Here is a 15,937-nt window from a genome sequence, read left to right on the forward strand (position 1 = left end):
AACGCGGCCGGGGCGTCCCGCCGGGCCTCAGTTGTCCGGCTTGCGGGGGCGGATCCGCTGGAGGGTCCGCCGGGCCCGGTGCTGGCGATGGCGGATCTCCGCGTCGCGGATGGCCCGGACGTCCTCCTCGAAGGACCGCCGGCCGTGCTCCGCGAACAGCTCCCTCCGGCGCTGCTGCACCCACAGGAACAGGTCGCCCTCCCGGGCTCGGGGAAACAGCTCGAACAGTCCCGCGTTGTGGATGGCGACCACCCCGGCCAGGTAGACCCAGTCGTACCAGTCCGCGGCGATCTCCTCGGGAGGGAGGACCTCGCCCCGTTCCATCATCAGGTGGTAGCCGTGGATCTTGACCTGCTCCAGCAGCTCGACGTACCCGTCGGGCCGGCTGAGGTCGATGTGGGCCTCGGGCCGGGCCCGCTCGAGGCCGCTCTCCTCCATGAACAGCCCCTCCTGCTCCCGGAAGATGATCCGGGCGATGTCGGCGTCCGGAGGGAGGGGGAACCGGGTCCGAAGGCGCGTGACGTCCGCGTCGATGAACTCCGTGCCGAGCTGCTTGGCGATGGCCACCCGAGCCCCGCCACCATGCGTAGGGCGGTGGTCTTGCCGCAGCCGGACGGGCCCACCAGCACCATGAACTCGGCATCCTCGATGCCGAGGCTCATCGAGAAAACGGCCTGTGTGCCGTCCGGGTAGACCTTGTCGATCTTCTCGAGCGCGATCTCTGCCATCGCCCTCCCCGACCCCGCGCGGATTTCGTCATGGAACACCACCGCCCACAGACCGTCAAATCAACGCGGCCGAGAGGAAGCATCGCCTCGGTTCCCTGCCAGACCGGCGCCCCTTCGCGTCCTACAATGGCAAGCGATCACGCCACCCATGGGCGACGACGACTCCCTTCCCCGGAGCACCGCCGTCCCGCCACCGGACGAGCTCTGGCGGGCCGACCTGCCTGTCCGCCGCAGCCCGTTCCCGCCGATCGCCGAGTACGGCTTCCTGGCCGACGGCGAGGCCACAGCGCTGGTGGCCCCGTCCGGGAGCGTGGAGTGGCTGTGCCTCCCCCGGCCCGACAGCCCCAGCGTGTTCGGGGCGATGCTGGACCGCGCGGCGGGGTTCTTCCGCCTGGGCCCGGCCGACCAGATGGTCCCCAACTCGCGCCGGTACCTCCCGGGGACGATGGTGCTGGAGACGAGCTGGGGGACGCGGGGCGGCTGGATCATCGTGCGCGACGTCCTGGTGATGGGACCGTGGCACGACGAGGAGGAGCGTTCCCACACCCATCGGCGTGCCCCCACGGACTACGACGCCGATCACGTGCTGCTGCGCATGATCCGGTGCGTGAACGGCGAGGTGCAGATCACGCTCGATTGCGAGCCCGCGTTCGACTACGGACGCACCCCCGGGTCGTGGGAGTACGAGGGGGACGGCTACCACCGGGCGGTGTGCCGAGCGGACGGCGTCGATGTCGAGCTCCGGCTCACCACCGACCTGCGGCTGGGGTTCGAGGGCCCCCGGGCCATCTCCCGAACCCTGGTCAAGGAGGGCGACGTCCGCTTCTGCGCGCTGTCCTGGACCGAGCACCCGTCGCCCACGTCGTACGGGGATGCCTACAAGCGGCTGGTGTGGACCGCCCACCACTGGCAGCACTGGCTGGACCGCGGGGATTTCCCGGACCATCCCTGGCGGACCCATCTCCAGCGGAGCGCGCTCACCCTGAAGGGCCTCACCTACACCCCCACCGGGGCGCTGCTCGCGGCGGCCACGACGTCGCTGCCGGAGGCCCCCGGCGGGGAGCGGAACTGGGACTACCGCTACAGCTGGATCCGCGACGCGACGTTCGCGCTGTGGGGGCTGTACACGCTCGGCTTCGACTGGGAGGCGAACGACTTCTTCTACTTCGTGGCGGACGCGGCAGAGGGCGAGGAGAACCTCCAGATCATGTACGGGGTCGGGGGGGAGCGGGAGCTGGAGGAGCGGGAGCTCGACCACCTGTCCGGGTACGAGGGGGCCCGCCCCGTCCGGGTGGGGAACGCCGCCTACAAGCAGCGACAGCACGACGTGTGGGGCGCGTTCCTGGACTCGGTGTACCTGCACGCGAAGTCACGGGACCACCTGCCGGAACGGGTGTGGCCGCTGCTCGTCAAGCAGGTCGAGAACGCCATCGCCAACTGGGACAAGCCCGACCAGGGGATCTGGGAGGTCCGGGGCGACCCCAAACACTTCACGTCCTCCAAGCTGATGTGCTGGGTGGCGTGCGACCGGGGGGCCCGGCTGGCCAGGCTCCACGACGAGTTCGACCTGGCGGAGCAGTGGCAGAAGGTGGCCAACGAGATCCACGCCGACATCTGCGAGCACGGCCTCGACGAGCGCGGCGTGTTCGTCCAGCACTACGACACGAACGCCCTCGACGCGTCGCTGCTGCTGATGCCGCTGCTGCGGTTCCTGCCTCCGGAGGACCCCCGCATCCGCGAGACGGTCCTGGCGATCGCCGAGGAGCTGACGGAGGACGGCCTGGTCCTCCGGTACCGGACCGAGGAGACCGACGACGGCCTGTCCGGGCGAGAGGGGACCTTCACCATCTGCTCGTTCTGGATGGTCTCCGCGCTGATCGAGATCGGCCAGTTCGTCGAGGCGCGCGAGCTGTGCGAGAAGCTGCTGTCCTACGCCAGCCCGCTGGGGCTGTACGCCGAGGAGATCGACCCCCGGACGGGCCGGCATCTGGGGAACTTTCCGCAGGCCTTCACCCACCTGGCCCTGATCAACGCCGTGATGCACGTCATCCGGGCCGAGGAAGGCGAGGAAGGCGGTTTCGAGCCCGCCCGAACGTATTAGCCCTCAGAGCGACGCGTCACCCGGGCCCATCGGTCAGTCTCTCTCCTCTCGGACGTATCAAATGCATGTCCTCTCTAGGTGAGCAACTTGACTGACCTAGGACCGGTGATCTCGCTTACCTGACGCATATGAATACGCTGCGAGCACGTAGCCACCGAGCAGTCCCGCAGTTGCTATCCAACCCGGAGCGGTATGCGCCGATCTGGTGGAGCGACGAATCGGTGCCCCCGTCAGGCGCGCCGGATTGACAGACGTGACTCCCACCTGGACTTGTCCCATTTGGGCAGACATACGACGCTGGGTACAGGCAGCAATGCAGAGGGCGACAACAAAGACCGCTATGCCAATGCCACCAACAACTTGCGGCCTGAGCGTGGACGATCCCCGCCTCATGGGCTCACCCCGCCAGTCGGCTCACCGCGTGGAGCTTGTTGTGCGCGTCCAGCGCCGCGACCTTGTAGGACTCCGCCAGCGTGGGGTAGTTGAACACCGCGCCGGTCAGGTAGTCGAGCGTCCCGCCGTTGCCCATGACGGCCTGGCCGATGTGGACCAGCTCGGTGGCGCCGGTTCCCAGCACGTGGACGCCGAGCAGCGTGCGGTCCTGCGGCGACACCAGGATCTTCAGCATGCCGTAGGAGTCGCCCAGGATTTGGCCCCGCGCCAGTTCCCGGTAGCGGGAGATGCCCACCTCGTAGGGGATGGCCGCGTCGGTCAGCTCGGCCTCCGTCTTCCCCACGAAGCTGATCTCGGGGATCGTGTAGATGCCGATCGGCAGGAGCTCCTGCATGTCGCTGACCTCCTGGCCCAGGGCGTCCAGGGCCGCGATCCGCCCCTGCTCCATGGCCGTGGCGGCCAGGCTGGGGAACCCGATCACGTCGCCCACCGCGTAGACGTGCGGGACGTCGGTCCGGAAATGGCTGCCCACGCGGATGCGGTCGCGGTCGTCGGCGTCGAGTCCCGCCCTGGCCAGGTCCAGGGCGTCGGTGGCGCCCTCCCGGCCGGCGGAATACAGCACGGCCTCCGTGGCGATCCGCTTCCCGCTGGCCAGGACCACCAGTGCCCCCTCGTCCAGGGACTCCACGGCGGTGACCTCCTCCCCCAGCCGGAAGCTCACCCCGAGGTCCCGGAGCTGGTGCTGGAGCCCCTCCACGATCTCGTCGTCGCAGAACTCCAGGATCCGCCGGCGCATGTCGACCACGGTCACCTTCGTGCCGAGCGCGGCGAACATGGAGGCGTACTCGATGCCGATCACACCGCCGCCCACCACCACCAGCGCGCCGGGGATGCGCTCGATGTTCACCAGCCCGTCCGAGTCGAAGATGGTGCGGTCGTCGAACTGGACCGACGGCGGCCGGGAGGGCTTGGTGCCGGCGGCGATGACGATGTGCTCGGCGCTGATCTTCCGCTCTCCCCCGTCGCTTCGCTCGACCTGCACCGTGTTCGGGTCGACGAACCGTGCCGTGCCCTCCAGCAGCGTGACGTGGTTGCGAACCAGCTGGTCCCGGATGACCTCGATCTCCCGGCGAATGACGTCGGCGGCCCGGCTCCGGAGGTCCTCGATGGTGATGTCCTCCTTGACCCGGTAGCTCTGGCCGTAGATCCCGCGCTGGCTGAGCCCCGTCAGGTGCAGGACGGACTCGCGGAGGGTCTTCGACGGGATGGTCCCGGTCATCACGCAGACGCCCCCGACCTGCCGACGCTCCACGATCGCGGCTCGCCGGCCCAGCTTGGCCGCCTGGATCGCGGACTTCTGTCCCGCAGGCCCACAGCCGATCACGAGGAGGTCGAACTCGAAGGTCACGCGTGCCTCCTTCAGCGGGACGCCGTCGGCCTGACCTTACGGCGAGGGATTCGCCGCGAGCAAACGGCCGCCCGCGGCGGCAGCCGCACACCGGGCGGCCGGCCGCGCGGACCGTGGTCCTACGCCACCGCCCCTCGCGCCAGCACGTACATGGCGTGGGACCATAGCAACGGCGTCGCCACCGGCCCCCACCGCTCGACCCACGGCTGGAAGCGATCCGGCTTCAGCAGATGACGGGACACCTGCTCGGGCATGTTCCCGTCGCCGTCGGCGGCTTCCGTGGTGCCGCGGGCCATGACCCGATCGAGGATCCGCTGCGCGAGCGCGCCGGGTCCGGCGTCGTCGAGGAGGGCCGCCGCGTGCCGGAGCCCCCCGGCAACCGCGGCGAGCGTGGCCGGGTGCGCCCGGTCCGGGAACTCCTCCCAGCAGTCGTAGCAGGGCCGCTCCCACAGCATGGCCAGGTACCGGGCTGCCAGCCCCACCGCTGGAAGGAACTCGTCGCCGCGGCCGGCGCGCCGGAGGTGCCGAGCGAGGGCGGACAGCCAGTAGCCGTACCCGTCCAGCTGGAAGTTGGCCCACCACTCGGACCCCTCCTCACCCTCCAGGGTAAACCGGGTGTGCAGGATGTCGCGGTCGGTCAGCTCGAGCGGCGCGTTCGCTTCGACTCGCTCGATCCGTGGCCGGTATCGCTCCACGACGCCGGCCACCCATCGGTGGAAGGCCCCCGCCCGCTCGTGGTCACCGGCCTCGTCCAGGGCCGCGGCGATGAACGAGCCGTCCCGGATCCAGGAGTACCGATAGGTGGGGAAGGTGGGCGACGCCACGAAGGCGCCGCTCCGGTGCTGGCCCCGCGCCATCACCTCGACGCTCACGCGATACAGGTCCGCGTCCGCACTCATGCACTCATGCACTCATGCCCATGAGCCCCGGTTCATCTCGCCAGCAGCAGGCCCGCCAGGCCCGACAGCACGACCACCAGCGGCTCCTTGAACCGGAAGCGCCGGAGAGCGAGCAGCAGGGCCAGGCTCCCCACGGCGACCGCGGCGGTCCGGAGGTCCACCACCGCCTTGCGGGTCAGCACGATGGTCGCGCCGGCGATGGCTCCCGCCGCGGCCGCCGTCGCCCCCTTCACGAAGCCCTTCACCCGGGGGTCCTCTCGGTGCCGGGCGAACCAGGGTCCCGGCACCACCACTCCCAGATAGATCGGCAGGAAGATGGCGACGGTCGCCACCCCCGCCCCGGCCAGCCCGCCGACCAGATAGCCGATGAACGTCGCCGTGATCACCACGGGCCCGGGCGTGATCAGGCCGATGGCCACAGCGTCCAGGAACTGGCGTTCGGTGAGCCAGTGATGCTGCTGCACCACCCCTTCTCGCAGGAAGGGCACGATGGCCAGCCCGCTTCCGAAGATGAAGGCGCCCGCCTTCAGGAAGAACAGGCCGAGCGCGACGAGCGTCCCGCCGCCGGCCACGCCCAGGAGGATGCTCCGCCCAGGCCCGGCCGCGGTCGCGACGATTGGACCCGCCACCATGGCGGTCCCGGAGCCGCCTCGGCGAAGGAACCGGGGCGGCGCGTCCCACAGCAGCATGACCAGCCCCGCACCCACGAACAGGAAGGCGATCTCCGCCCCGGTGACCGCCGTGACCGTGAGCGTGACCGCCGAGATGGCCCAGAGCCGGGGGTCCGTTCGGTTGGTGAGCCGGGCCAGCTTCACCGCAGCGATGGCGATGATGGCCATCACCCCCGGGGCCACGCCGTAGAAGATCGACTGCACCCAGTCCAGGCCCTGGGAGCGGACGTAGAACACCGCGATCGCCAGGACCGCGGCGAACGACGGGAGGATGAACGTGCCCGCGGTGGCCAGCGCCCCCAGGGCCCCGGCTCGCACGTACCCCACCCACATCACGACCTGCGCGGCGAGGGGACCCGGCATGGTCTGGCCCAGCGCGACGCCGTTCAGGAACTCGGGCTCGCTCACCCACCCCCGGTCCTCCACCAGGTCCCGCTGCATGTAGCCGACGGTGGCGATGGGCCCGCCGAACCCGAACGTCCCCAGCCACAGGAAGTACCGCAGGAACCGCCGCAGGCCGGCGTCGCGGTCGTCCGAGCCAGGCGTCACCGATGGGTCGGGGTCGAGCTTGCGGGATCGGGGTCGTTTGGTCCCCACGGCCTCGTGGGACGATACACCTGCCGTGAACCTCCTCGATCTGTTCCTGATCGTGCTCATCGTGTTCGCGGCGATCAGCGGGTTCCGCCGCGGCGCCCTGTTCCAGATCTTCACCTTCGGCGGCCTCCTGGTCGGCCTGGTGGTGGGGGCCTCGGTGGCACCGAAGCTGGCCGGCCTGGTGTCGAACCCGAGCTCGCAGTCGATCGTGGCCCTGGTCAGCTTCCTGGCCATCGCGGCGCTGGGGGACGCGGCGGGGTGGATGGTGGGAGCCAAGGTGTGGGCGGCCACGCGGACCTCCCGGCTGGCGCCCCTCGACGCCGCCGGCGGCTCGATGGTCTCCGTGGTGGCGGTGCTGCTGGCGATCTGGTTCATCGGGCTGAACCTGGCGAACGGTCCCTTCCCCACGCTGGCCCGCGAGATCCGGAGCTCCGCGGTGGTGCGCGGGCTCGCCGACACGCTGCCGCCGCCGCCGTCGCTGCTGGGCCAGGTCCGGAAGTTCCTCAACGAGTTCGGGTTCCCGGAGGTCTTCGCGGGGCTGCCCCCCGCTCCGGGCGGCGCGGTGAAGGGGCCCACCAAGGGACAGGCCCGGCACGCGTTCGACGACGCCAAGGACTCGACGCTTCGGATCGTGGGGCAGGCCTGCGGCCGGATCGAGGAGGGCAGCGGGTTCGTGGTGGCTCCGCAGTACGTCATCACGAACGCCCACGTGGTGGCGGGCGAGCACTCCATCTCGGTGCAGACCTCGGGCGGCGCCTCGCAGCCGGGCGTCCCGGTGCTGTTCGACCCCCGGATCGACGTCGCGGTGCTCCGGGTGGCCAGCACGTCCGAGCCGGCGCTGCACCTGGCCGGCCACGAATTCCAGCACAGAGCGGTGGGCGCGGTCCTGGGCTATCCCGAGGGCGGGGGGCTGAAGGGCGTGGGGGCGGCCAGCCGGCGCATTATCCACGCCGTGGGCCGCGACATCTACGGCCGCGGCACCGTGACCCGGGACATCTACGAGCTCCAGACGGTGGTGCGTCCGGGGAACTCGGGTGGGCCGTTCGTGCTGGCCAATGGGGAGGTCGCGGGCCTCGTCTTCGCGGCGTCGACCACCGACCCCCGCATCGGCTACGCCATCACCTCGACGGAGGTGGGGCCGGATGTCCGCCGCGCCATCGGCGAGACCGCCCCCGTCTCCACCGGCCCCTGCACGCGGTAGAGGGGTCAGCCGACCGGCGAAGCCGAGGCCGCCCGCTTCCGCTGCCGCCAGAAGAGCAGCAGGCCGATCGCGATGAGTCCCAGCGAGACCAGGGCTGGCCACATCTCCGAAGGCTCGCGCTGGAGGCATCGATAGACGTGATGGGGGAGGTCGATGAACTCGTTCTGGCACTGGGGAGCCAGCCATGCCCGGAGCGTGAACGGGGCCGTGACCAGACCGAAGCCGGTCAGGACCAGGGGCCATCCCTCGGCTCGCCTGAGGGCGAGCACGACGACCAGGACCACCAGCAGGAGCAAGGCCGGGATGGCCAGGAACCAGGCGAGCAGGGCCGCCGCGAGCGCGGCACCCACCCCGAGCCACCGCCATGGGTCCTTCCCCGAGCCGCTTGCGGCGGCGGGCGTCCGCCCCCCGAGCCGGACGATCAGCAGGCGGGAGACGCTCCATCCGGCGACCGCGAACAGCAGCCCGGCGACCAGGGCCGGCACCAGGCTCGGGTTGTAGCCGGCGCCCTCCGCGTAGTGCAGGCCGATGGCGTTCGTGCAGACCGTGTGGGCCTGTGGAGCCGGAGCCAAGCCGCCGGTCGCGCGTGCGACCGCGCTCGTGGTGCATCCGAGCGGGGCAACGAGGAGAAAGCCCAGGAAGAAGGCCGCGATGCCCACGAGCGGGGGCCAGAACCGTTCCGGCGCGTTCCGGCTCGGCGTCAGCACCAGGAGGGCTAGGCCGAGGACCAGGAACGGCAGGCCGATGCTGAGGATGCCCAACACGCCGAAGCCCACGAGCAGCCCGGCCAGGAGCCAGTACGCCGGGTTGGGTCGAGAACCGCTTCCAGGCCGGTGACCGTCCCGCTCGTGACCGTCCACGCCTGTATCATACGAACGTATGAATGAATCCAGCAACTCCGGGCAGGAGGCGTCAGAGGCCCCGCCGACCGATTCTCGCTCTGCCGAGACCCGCGCCCGGCTGATCGAGGCGACCCTGCGCGTCCTGGGGGAGCGGGGCCGCCATGGCACGTCCTCCCGGGCCATCGCCACGGAGAGCGGCGTCAACCTCGCCGGGATCACCTACCACTTCGGTTCCAAGGACGAGCTGATCGCCCAGGCCCTGATCGAGGCGGTGCGGGGGTGGCTTGCGCCGGCCCTGGTGGCCCTCCGGGCCGACGCCGACCCCGCCTCGCGGATGGTCCGGGCCGTCCAGGCGCTCCAGGACTCGCTCACCCGGGCGGGCGACCTCCTCCCCGTCTACCTGGAGGCGCTGGTGCACGCGCCGCGATCCGACACCCTCCGGCGTGGCATCGACGGGCTCCTCCGGGAGCTTCGGGACTATCTGGCCGGCGAGATCCGCACGCTGCAATCGACCGGGTTCCTTCCGGCGTGGATCGATCCCGATCCCATGGCGCTGCTCATCGTGGCCACCGGAGACGGACTGGCGCTGCACACCGCGCTCGACCCGGAGTCCGTGCACCCTCAGGCCGTGGCGGGTCAGACCATCCAGCTCCTCCTGGCCGCGAGCACCAGGCCCGCCTGACGCCGCGGCGAGCTCCCCGGCCCGGTTCCTACTCCTCCATGACCACGCGGACGTCGCCCTGTCGGGAGAGCAGCGAGAAGCCGGTGATCTCGCCCTCCCGGCGGAACACCAGCGAGATCCGGCTGTCGCCGACCCGGAGGCCGCGGAGCTCGACGGTGTTCAGCCACGGCGGCAGCTGCGGCTTGTTGATGGTGAGGAGGTTCTGATGGGCGCGAGCGGAGATGCCCAGCATGGCCTGGAGGATCAGGAACGGCGACCCCGCCGCCCAGGCCTGCGGAGAGCACGCGATCGGGTAGCTGACCGGCCGGTTGGGGCTGCGCCTGGTGAACCCGCAGAACAGCTCGGGCAGCCGCATGTAGTCAGCGCCGATGGCGGCGTCGAACAGGGCCGTGGCCACCCGGTTGGTGTCCCGGACGAAGCCGTAGCGCTTCAGGCCCGCGGCGATGAGCGCGTTGTCGTGGGGCCACACCGAGCCGTTGTGGTAGCTCATCGGGTTGTAGCTCACCGCCGACTTGCTCATGGTCCGCACGCCCCACCCCGAGAACATGTCAGGCGCCAGGAGCCTGCGGGCCAGGTGCTCGGCCTTGTCCTGGTCGACGATGTCGCAGTACAGCGCGTGTCCGGGGTTCGAGACGATGCTCCGGACCTGCCGTTTGTCGCCGTCGAGGGCCGCCGCGAAGTAGCGCTCGTCCTCCATCCAGAAGGCGTCGTGGAACCGCTTCCGGAGCGCTGCGGCTTCCCGGCGGAGCCTGTCGCCCCGGTCGGGGTCGCCGAGGACCTCGAACACGTCGGCCATGCGGAGCTTGGCCAGGTACACGTAGGCCTGCACCTCCACCAGGGCGATGGGCGGCTCCGCCAGGGTGCCGTCGGCATGGACGATGGAGTCGCCGGAGTCCTTCCATCCCTGGTTGCGGATGCCGTTGGCGGAACGGCTGAGGTATTCCACGAACCCGTCCCCGTCCAGGTCGCCGTCCTCGTCGATCCACCGGAGCGCCGCCTCCGCCGCCGGCAGCAACGAGCGGGCCAGCTCGACGTCGCCGGTCCACCGGAAGTACTGCGCGAACAGGATCAGGAACCAGGGCGTGGAGTCGACCGAGCCGTAATAGGGGGTGTGCGGAACGAGCCCCGCCCGCGCCAGCTCGCCGTCCCGGACCTCGTGCATGATCTTGCCGGGCTCCTCGTCGCGCGAGTCGTCCCGAACGGTGCCCTGGTGGGCGGCCAGGTACCGCAGGGCGTCGCGGGCCAGCCTCGGGTTCACCGTGAGCATCTGATGCGAGGCGATGAGGGCGTCCCGCCCGAACATGGTCACGTACCACGGGATCCCCGCCGTCAGGATGCCCCCGGTGGGGGTCGGCGTGTACAGCTCCCGGAGGTCGCGGAGACCCCGATCCAGCAACTCGTTGAAGAGCTCGTTGTCCGTGACCAGGCGGGTCGATTCGCGTTCCCATTCCTCGTAGGAGCGCCGGAGGGAGTGGACGGCGGCGTCGAGCTCTCGCTCGGGCGGCCGTTCGTCGCCCACGAGGGGCACCACCGTCATGGCCACCGTGCGGGTCTGATTGCCGCCGATGGTGAGCCGGAAGCTCGCCTGGACCAGGTCTCCCACCGCCTCCAGTCGGGCCGGATCGGAGCCGAACTCGATCCGGGTCACCCGCCGGGTCCCGTCGCGGCCCAGGTAGGCGAACTCCACCAGCCGGCCCTGTGCCCGGGGGGGTTCCATCTGCCCGGAGGTCGCCCGAGCCAGCCCGCGCACCTCAAAGATGTCGGCGAAGTCCGCGCCGAACGAGAACTCCAGGTCCACGGCCACAGGGAACGGGTTGTAGTTGCGTACCCGGACCCGCTCGAACAGGCGTCCGTCGATGACCCGGATGCGCCGCACGTTGAGGGTCTGCTGCGGGACCATCCGCCGGCCGTCCTCGTAGAGGTCGAGGTTGGTGAGGTCGACGAACGCCATGTAGGAGCGCTCCGCAGACGAGGACAGCAGCACCGGCTGGCGCCCCGACAGCCGCATCATGAAGTGCGACAGGAACCGGGTGTCGTGGTGGTACAGGCCCAGGCCGTAGTCCTTGCGGTCGTCCAGGTTCCCCTCGGTGTCGGAGTACAGGAAGGTCTCCCCTTCCTTCACGGCGAGGGTCTTGTTGGCGAGGTCGGTGACGAGGACGGGAACCCCGGCGACCTGCGGCCGGGGCGAGTCCTCGAACGAAGACGTGTCGGTGTCGATGTCGGTGTCCACGGCGCGCGAACGGAGCGCGCGCCCGGGGGTCAGTCTAGGGCCGGGCCGGATGCGGCGATACCGACGGGTCGTCAGCCCAGCACGACGTTGCCGCCGCGAATGGCGACCCGGATGCGCGGGAGCGCGGAGGGCGCCGGGCCGGCCACCGGCTGAGCGCCGCGGGCGGGGTCGAACTCCGCCCCGTGGCACGGGCAGTACAGGATCCGGGACTGGGCATCGTAGCCGACCAGGCACCCCGCGTGGGTGCACACCCGGCTGTACGCCACGACCTGCTGCTGCCCCAGGCGCACCAGCACGGCGGGATCACCGCCCGGCGCGGTGAACCCGACCGCCTGCCCCACCGGGACCCGGTTCAGCCCGGTGATGACCTTCCCACCGGGATGGTGGCCGGCGTGGCCTCCGCCGGGAGGAGTCGGGCCGGAAGGGCCCGTCGGCGCCGTGGGGCCGGTCGGACCGGTGAGGCCGGTCGGACCGGTGAGGCCGCTCGCCGCGCTCGCGGCCGCGGGCTTGCCCGCCGCTGCGCGGGCCATCCCCGCGAACATCAGCGTGACGGCGCCGACCAGGGCACCGCGGATGACCTCGCGGCGCGTGATGTCCTCGGGTTGCATCCGGGCGGTCTGCCGGCGGTTTCGAACCGAGCGCCTGCTCCGGACCTGCTGCTCCCACATGGCCACCAGATACACCGCCCAGGCCACGGCGTAGATGGAGTCGGATCCCAGGAAGTACGGGTGCACGTGCCACGTGGCCGAGAGGAACAGCACCAGGTTGACCGCGAAGCCGATGGCCGCCATGGCGAACGGCGCCACCCCCAGCAAGGTCCCCACCCCGACCGCGATCTCGGCCAGGGCGACGGTGATCCCCGTGAGGACCGCCGCGTGCGCCAGCACACGGAGCAGCCCCCCGATCGGGCTCCCCTCGGCGAACGCCTGGAGCTGTGAGCCGATGTAGTCGTGGGTCCCCGCGTGCAGGAAGTTGGGGTCGGCCAGCTTCTGGACCCCTGCGTACAGGAACGTCACGCCCAGGAACGCCCGCAGCACCCGGATGGACAGGGGCTGCGCCCTCCAGCTGGCGGCGAGGCTGGACGGCGCGAGCAGGTTGTCCGGCCGGTGGGTACCCATGGCCATCCGAGTGTGGTGCCCCCGAATTGGGGATCGGCTGGAGCAAGGTTTGCGCCCGGTAAGAAAAGCACGTGAACCCGGTGTGGATGCGAGACCATGGCCAGATGCAGATCCTGCTGGTGGAGGACGACCATCGACTGGCCACCCTCCTGGCCCGCCGCCTGTCCCGGGAAGGCTACGAGGCGACCCCGTGCTTCACGGGCCCGGACGGCCTCGAGCTCGCCACCTCCGGCCGGTTCGACCTGGTGGTGGTGGACGTCATGCTTCCCGGGATGGACGGCGTCGCCGTGACCAGCGCGCTTCGCGAACGCGGGAACCACGTGCCGGTCCTCATGCTGACCGCGAGGGATGCGGTGTCGGACCGGGTGAAGGGACTGCGTTCCGGCGCCGACGACTACCTGGTCAAGCCGTTCGCCTTCGCGGAGCTGCTGGCCCGGATCGAGGCGCTGACCCGGCGCCTGGGCCGGGACCGCAAGCTCACCTTCGGAAATCTGGTCCTCGATCCGCCCGCCCGCCGGGTCAGCGTCAACGGGACCGCGGTCGACCTCACCGCGAAGGAGTTCGACCTGCTGGAGTGCCTGATGCGCCACGCCGGCCGGGTGCTCACCCGAAGCGAACTGAAGGAATACGTGTGGGACTTCTCGTTCGACGCCCGCACCAAGGTCGTCGACCTCTACGTCCACTACCTCCGGCAGAAGCTGGAGAAGGTGGGGGCACGGGACGTCATCGAGACCATCCGGGGCGTCGGGTACGCCATCGGACGCTGATGCCCATCGAGGCCCGGGACCCGATGCGCGCGGAACGGCGCCTGGTGTTCCGCTCGCTGCGGGTCCGCATGGCCGTGAGCCACGCCGCGGTCATCGCCGTGATCCTGCTGGTGCTGGGCGGGATCGGGCAGGCCCTGCTGGCCCGGAGCCTGGATCGCAGCGCCACGGCCAGCGTGCTGGCCGCCGCCCGGGAAGAGGTGGCCCGCGTCGTGGAGTCCGGCTCGCCGAAGAACCCGCCCGACTCCGACGTGCCCTCCCGTTCGGCCATCCGGATGGAGTTGTTCCTGCCGTCCGGACGGCCGCTCGACACCGACGAGCGGTTGCTGCCGTGGCTGCGGCCGCATCCGCAGACCGTGACCGACGTGGTGGCCAGCGGGGAGCCGGTCCGGATCATCACGCTGCCGGCGCGGGCTCCCGGAGGCGGCCTCATCGCGACGGTGGTGGCCGGACGGTCGCTCGCTCCGGAGCGGGGCCTCATCCGCCGGGTCCGCCTGCTGCTGCTGTTCGGCGGCGCCGTCGCGGTGGCGGCCAGCATGGCGGCGGGCTGGTGGCTGGCCGGGCGGGCGGCCCGGCCGGTCCGCCGCGCCTACGAGGCCCAGGCGAACTTCGCGGCCGACGCCTCCCACGAGCTCCGCACGCCCCTCACGTTCGTGCGCTCCGCGGTGGAGGAGCTGGCGGAGCGCGACCCGGAGCTGGGGACCGAGATCCTCTCGGAGATCGACTACCTCACGGCGCTGACCGAGCGGCTGCTGCTGCTGGCCCGCACCGACAGCCGGACCCTCCGGCTGGCCCCCGAACCCATCGAGCTGGAGGACGTGTGCAAGGAAGCCGCCCGCCGGGGGCGGGGGGCGCACGGGCTGGACCTGGAGCTGGTGCCGGGCAACGGGGTCCGGGCCCTGGCGGACCGGGTGGCCACAGAGGCAGCGCTCGACGCGGTGCTGGAGAACGTCGCCGTGCACGGCGGGGGGAAGGCCACCGTTCGATGGGACGACCGGGGCCAGGAGGCGGTCATCACGGTGCAGGACCACGGGAGCGGACTTCCCGCCGGGCACACGGCTTCGGCGTTCGAGCGGTTCTTCCGGGCCGACCCGGCCCGGACTCGGGACGGCGGGGGCGGCGCGGGCCTGGGGCTTCCCATCGCCAGAGCGCTGGTGGAGGCGCAGTCCGGGCGGATCTGGCTGGAGGAGTCGCCGGGCGGCGGCCTCACCGCGCGCATCGCCCTTCCCGCGGCCCGCCACGAGTCGTGACGGACACGGCGGCGGCCGACCTGTCGAGGGCTCTGCGCGAGCAGGCCGCCGCGTGCGACCTGATGGGCTCGCCCCTGTACGCGCGGCTGCTGGAAGCGACGGCCGCCGATCTCGAGGCGGACGGGCCGTCGTGGGAGGTGCTGCGCGGGAAGCTCCTCGACACGCCACTCCGGTTCATGGCGGCGATGCATCGCCTCGTCCTCACCGGCCGGGCCCCCGAGCTGGCCGGGCACTACCCCTCGGCAGGCGGTGGCGCCACCGGGGACCCCTGGCTCGTGTTCCGGCAGACGCTTGTGGAGCACCGGGACGAGATTCGGAAGCTGCTCGACCTGCCGTGCCAAACCAACGAGGTGGGCCGCAGCGCCGCGCTCCTGGGCGGGTTCCTGCTGGTGGCCCGGGAGACCGGGCTCCCCCTCGCGCTGGCGGAGATCGGCGCCAGCGCCGGGCTGAACCTGCGGTGGGACCGGTACCGCTACGAGTCCGCCGGCGCCGCGTGGGGAGACCCCGACTCGCCCGTGGTGTTCCCCGACGCGTTCACGGACTCCCACCCGCCGTTCGACGTCCGGGTCAAGGTGCGGGAGCGGCGCGGATGCGACCTCGCGCCGCTCGATCCCGGGTCCGCCGAGGACCGGCTGGTCCTGCGCTCGAGCGTGTGGGCGGACCAGGTGGAGCGGCTCCGGCGGCTGGAGGCGGCCCTCGGTGTGGCCGCGCGGGTCCGGGCGGTCGTCGAGCGCACGGAGGCCACCGAATGGCTGGCTCGGCGGCTGACGGACACCCGACCGGGGAACGCCACGGTGGTGTTCCACTCGATCGTGGAGGTCTACCTGTCGCCGGAGCGGCGGGCCAGGATCCGCGAGCTGATGGAGGACGCCGGCACTCGGGCCACCCGGACGTCGCCACTCGCGTGGCTGCGCTTCGAACATGCGTGGGACGGTGACCTCGGCCTCGAATGCGAGGTGACCCTCACCCTTTGGCCGGGAGGCGAGAAACGGAACCTGGGCAGGGCGTTGCCACACGGTCCTCCGGTCCGGTGGCTGGCCCAGCCGTAGACCGAGC

The 15,937-nt window shown here is 71.3% G+C and carries 13 protein-coding genes and 2 pseudogenes; 6 read left to right on the forward strand and 9 right to left on the reverse strand.

The genetic code is table 11. The features are described from left to right. Nucleotides 1-27: 27 nt before the first annotated feature. Complete coding sequence (locus tag M3Q23_07645) at nucleotides 28-567, reverse strand: hypothetical protein (protein MDP9341964.1); 540 nt, start codon at nucleotides 565-567, stop codon at nucleotides 28-30. Between the two features lie 2 nt (nucleotides 568-569). Then, nucleotides 570-728: pseudogene (locus M3Q23_07650) on the reverse strand (ATP-binding cassette domain-containing protein). A 148-nt stretch (nucleotides 729-876) separates the two neighbouring features. On the opposite strand from M3Q23_07650, the gene M3Q23_07655 reads away from it, so the two are divergent. After that, nucleotides 877-2,829 (forward strand): glycoside hydrolase family 15 protein, encoded by a 1,953-nt coding sequence (locus M3Q23_07655; GenBank protein MDP9341965.1) that lies wholly within the window; start codon nucleotides 877-879, stop codon nucleotides 2,827-2,829. A gap of 397 nt (nucleotides 2,830-3,226) precedes the next feature. Here M3Q23_07655 and sthA read toward each other — a convergent pair whose 3' ends face one another. The 3 genes from sthA to chrA form a co-directional block, all read right to left on the reverse strand. After that, a complete protein-coding gene (gene sthA, locus M3Q23_07660) occupies nucleotides 3,227-4,630 on the reverse strand; it encodes a Si-specific NAD(P)(+) transhydrogenase (protein MDP9341966.1) in 1,404 nt (467 codons plus the stop codon). A gap of 119 nt (nucleotides 4,631-4,749) precedes the next feature. Continuing rightward, the gene (locus tag M3Q23_07665; protein ID MDP9341967.1) at nucleotides 4,750-5,529 is read right to left on the reverse strand and encodes a glycoside hydrolase family 15 protein; all 780 of its coding nucleotides are present in this window, start codon (nucleotides 5,527-5,529) and stop codon (nucleotides 4,750-4,752) included. 32 nt (nucleotides 5,530-5,561) lie between these two features. After that, nucleotides 5,562-6,749: a chromate efflux transporter gene (chrA, locus tag M3Q23_07670; GenBank protein MDP9341968.1), complete on the reverse strand. Its 1,188-nt coding sequence runs from the start codon at nucleotides 6,747-6,749 to the stop codon at nucleotides 5,562-5,564. A 73-nt stretch (nucleotides 6,750-6,822) separates the two neighbouring features. Between chrA and M3Q23_07675 the strand changes: the two genes are divergently transcribed. Further along, entirely contained in the window at nucleotides 6,823-7,995 is a 1,173-nt protein-coding gene (locus M3Q23_07675) for a MarP family serine protease (protein MDP9341969.1), read from the forward strand. A gap of 5 nt (nucleotides 7,996-8,000) precedes the next feature. Here the strand turns inward: M3Q23_07675 and M3Q23_07680 are convergent, their stop codons facing one another. Beyond that, the gene (locus M3Q23_07680) at nucleotides 8,001-8,855 is read right to left on the reverse strand and encodes a hypothetical protein (protein MDP9341970.1); all 855 of its coding nucleotides are present in this window, start codon (nucleotides 8,853-8,855) and stop codon (nucleotides 8,001-8,003) included. Nucleotides 8,856-8,874: 19 nt separating this feature from the next. On the opposite strand from M3Q23_07680, the gene M3Q23_07685 reads away from it, so the two are divergent. Continuing rightward, nucleotides 8,875-9,519: a TetR/AcrR family transcriptional regulator gene (locus M3Q23_07685; protein MDP9341971.1), complete on the forward strand. Its 645-nt coding sequence runs from the start codon at nucleotides 8,875-8,877 to the stop codon at nucleotides 9,517-9,519. 28 nt (nucleotides 9,520-9,547) lie between these two features. Here the strand turns inward: M3Q23_07685 and M3Q23_07690 are convergent, their stop codons facing one another. The 3 genes and pseudogenes from M3Q23_07690 to M3Q23_07700 all read right to left on the reverse strand — a co-directional run bounded on the left by M3Q23_07690 (nucleotide 9,548) and on the right by M3Q23_07700 (nucleotide 12,867). Beyond that, nucleotides 9,548-11,749, reverse strand: a complete 2,202-nt coding sequence (locus M3Q23_07690; GenBank protein MDP9341972.1) for an amylo-alpha-1,6-glucosidase — start codon at nucleotides 11,747-11,749, stop codon at nucleotides 9,548-9,550. A 71-nt stretch (nucleotides 11,750-11,820) separates the two neighbouring features. Then, complete coding sequence (locus M3Q23_07695) at nucleotides 11,821-12,090, reverse strand: Rieske 2Fe-2S domain-containing protein (protein ID MDP9341973.1); 270 nt, start codon at nucleotides 12,088-12,090, stop codon at nucleotides 11,821-11,823. Nucleotides 12,091-12,546: 456 nt separating this feature from the next. Next, nucleotides 12,547-12,867, reverse strand: a pseudogene (locus M3Q23_07700) (DoxX family membrane protein). A gap of 104 nt (nucleotides 12,868-12,971) precedes the next feature. Between M3Q23_07700 and M3Q23_07705 the strand changes: the two are divergent. The 3 genes from M3Q23_07705 to M3Q23_07715 are packed head-to-tail and all read left to right on the forward strand — an operon-like array spanning nucleotide 12,972 to nucleotide 15,930. Further along, nucleotides 12,972-13,634: a response regulator transcription factor gene (locus tag M3Q23_07705; protein MDP9341974.1), complete on the forward strand. Its 663-nt coding sequence runs from the start codon at nucleotides 12,972-12,974 to the stop codon at nucleotides 13,632-13,634. After that, complete coding sequence (locus tag M3Q23_07710; protein MDP9341975.1) at nucleotides 13,634-14,881, forward strand: HAMP domain-containing histidine kinase; 1,248 nt, start codon at nucleotides 13,634-13,636, stop codon at nucleotides 14,879-14,881. Before M3Q23_07705 ends, M3Q23_07710 begins: the two co-directional genes overlap by 1 nt. Next, the gene (locus M3Q23_07715) at nucleotides 14,878-15,930 is read left to right on the forward strand and encodes a DUF2332 domain-containing protein (protein ID MDP9341976.1); all 1,053 of its coding nucleotides are present in this window, start codon (nucleotides 14,878-14,880) and stop codon (nucleotides 15,928-15,930) included. Before M3Q23_07710 ends, M3Q23_07715 begins: the two co-directional genes overlap by 4 nt. Nucleotides 15,931-15,937: the final 7 nt, after the last annotated feature.

Source organism: Actinomycetota bacterium, assembly GCA_030774015.1.
GTDB lineage: Bacteria > Actinomycetota > UBA4738 > UBA4738 > JACQTL01 > JALYLZ01.

Excerpts from the sequence above, each read along its gene's own strand:
- M3Q23_07710 (MDP9341975.1), top strand. The coding sequence starts at position 13,634 with ATGCCCATCGAGGCCCGGGACCCGATGCGCGCGGAACGGCGCCTGGTG.
- M3Q23_07655 (MDP9341965.1), top strand. The coding sequence starts at position 877 with ATGGGCGACGACGACTCCCTTCCCCGGAGCACCGCCGTCCCGCCACCG.
- M3Q23_07705 (MDP9341974.1), top strand. The coding sequence starts at position 12,972 with ATGCAGATCCTGCTGGTGGAGGACGACCATCGACTGGCCACCCTCCTG.
- M3Q23_07665 (MDP9341967.1), bottom strand. The coding sequence starts at position 5,529 with ATGAGTGCGGACGCGGACCTGTATCGCGTGAGCGTCGAGGTGATGGCG.
- M3Q23_07685 (MDP9341971.1), top strand. The coding sequence starts at position 8,875 with ATGAATGAATCCAGCAACTCCGGGCAGGAGGCGTCAGAGGCCCCGCCG.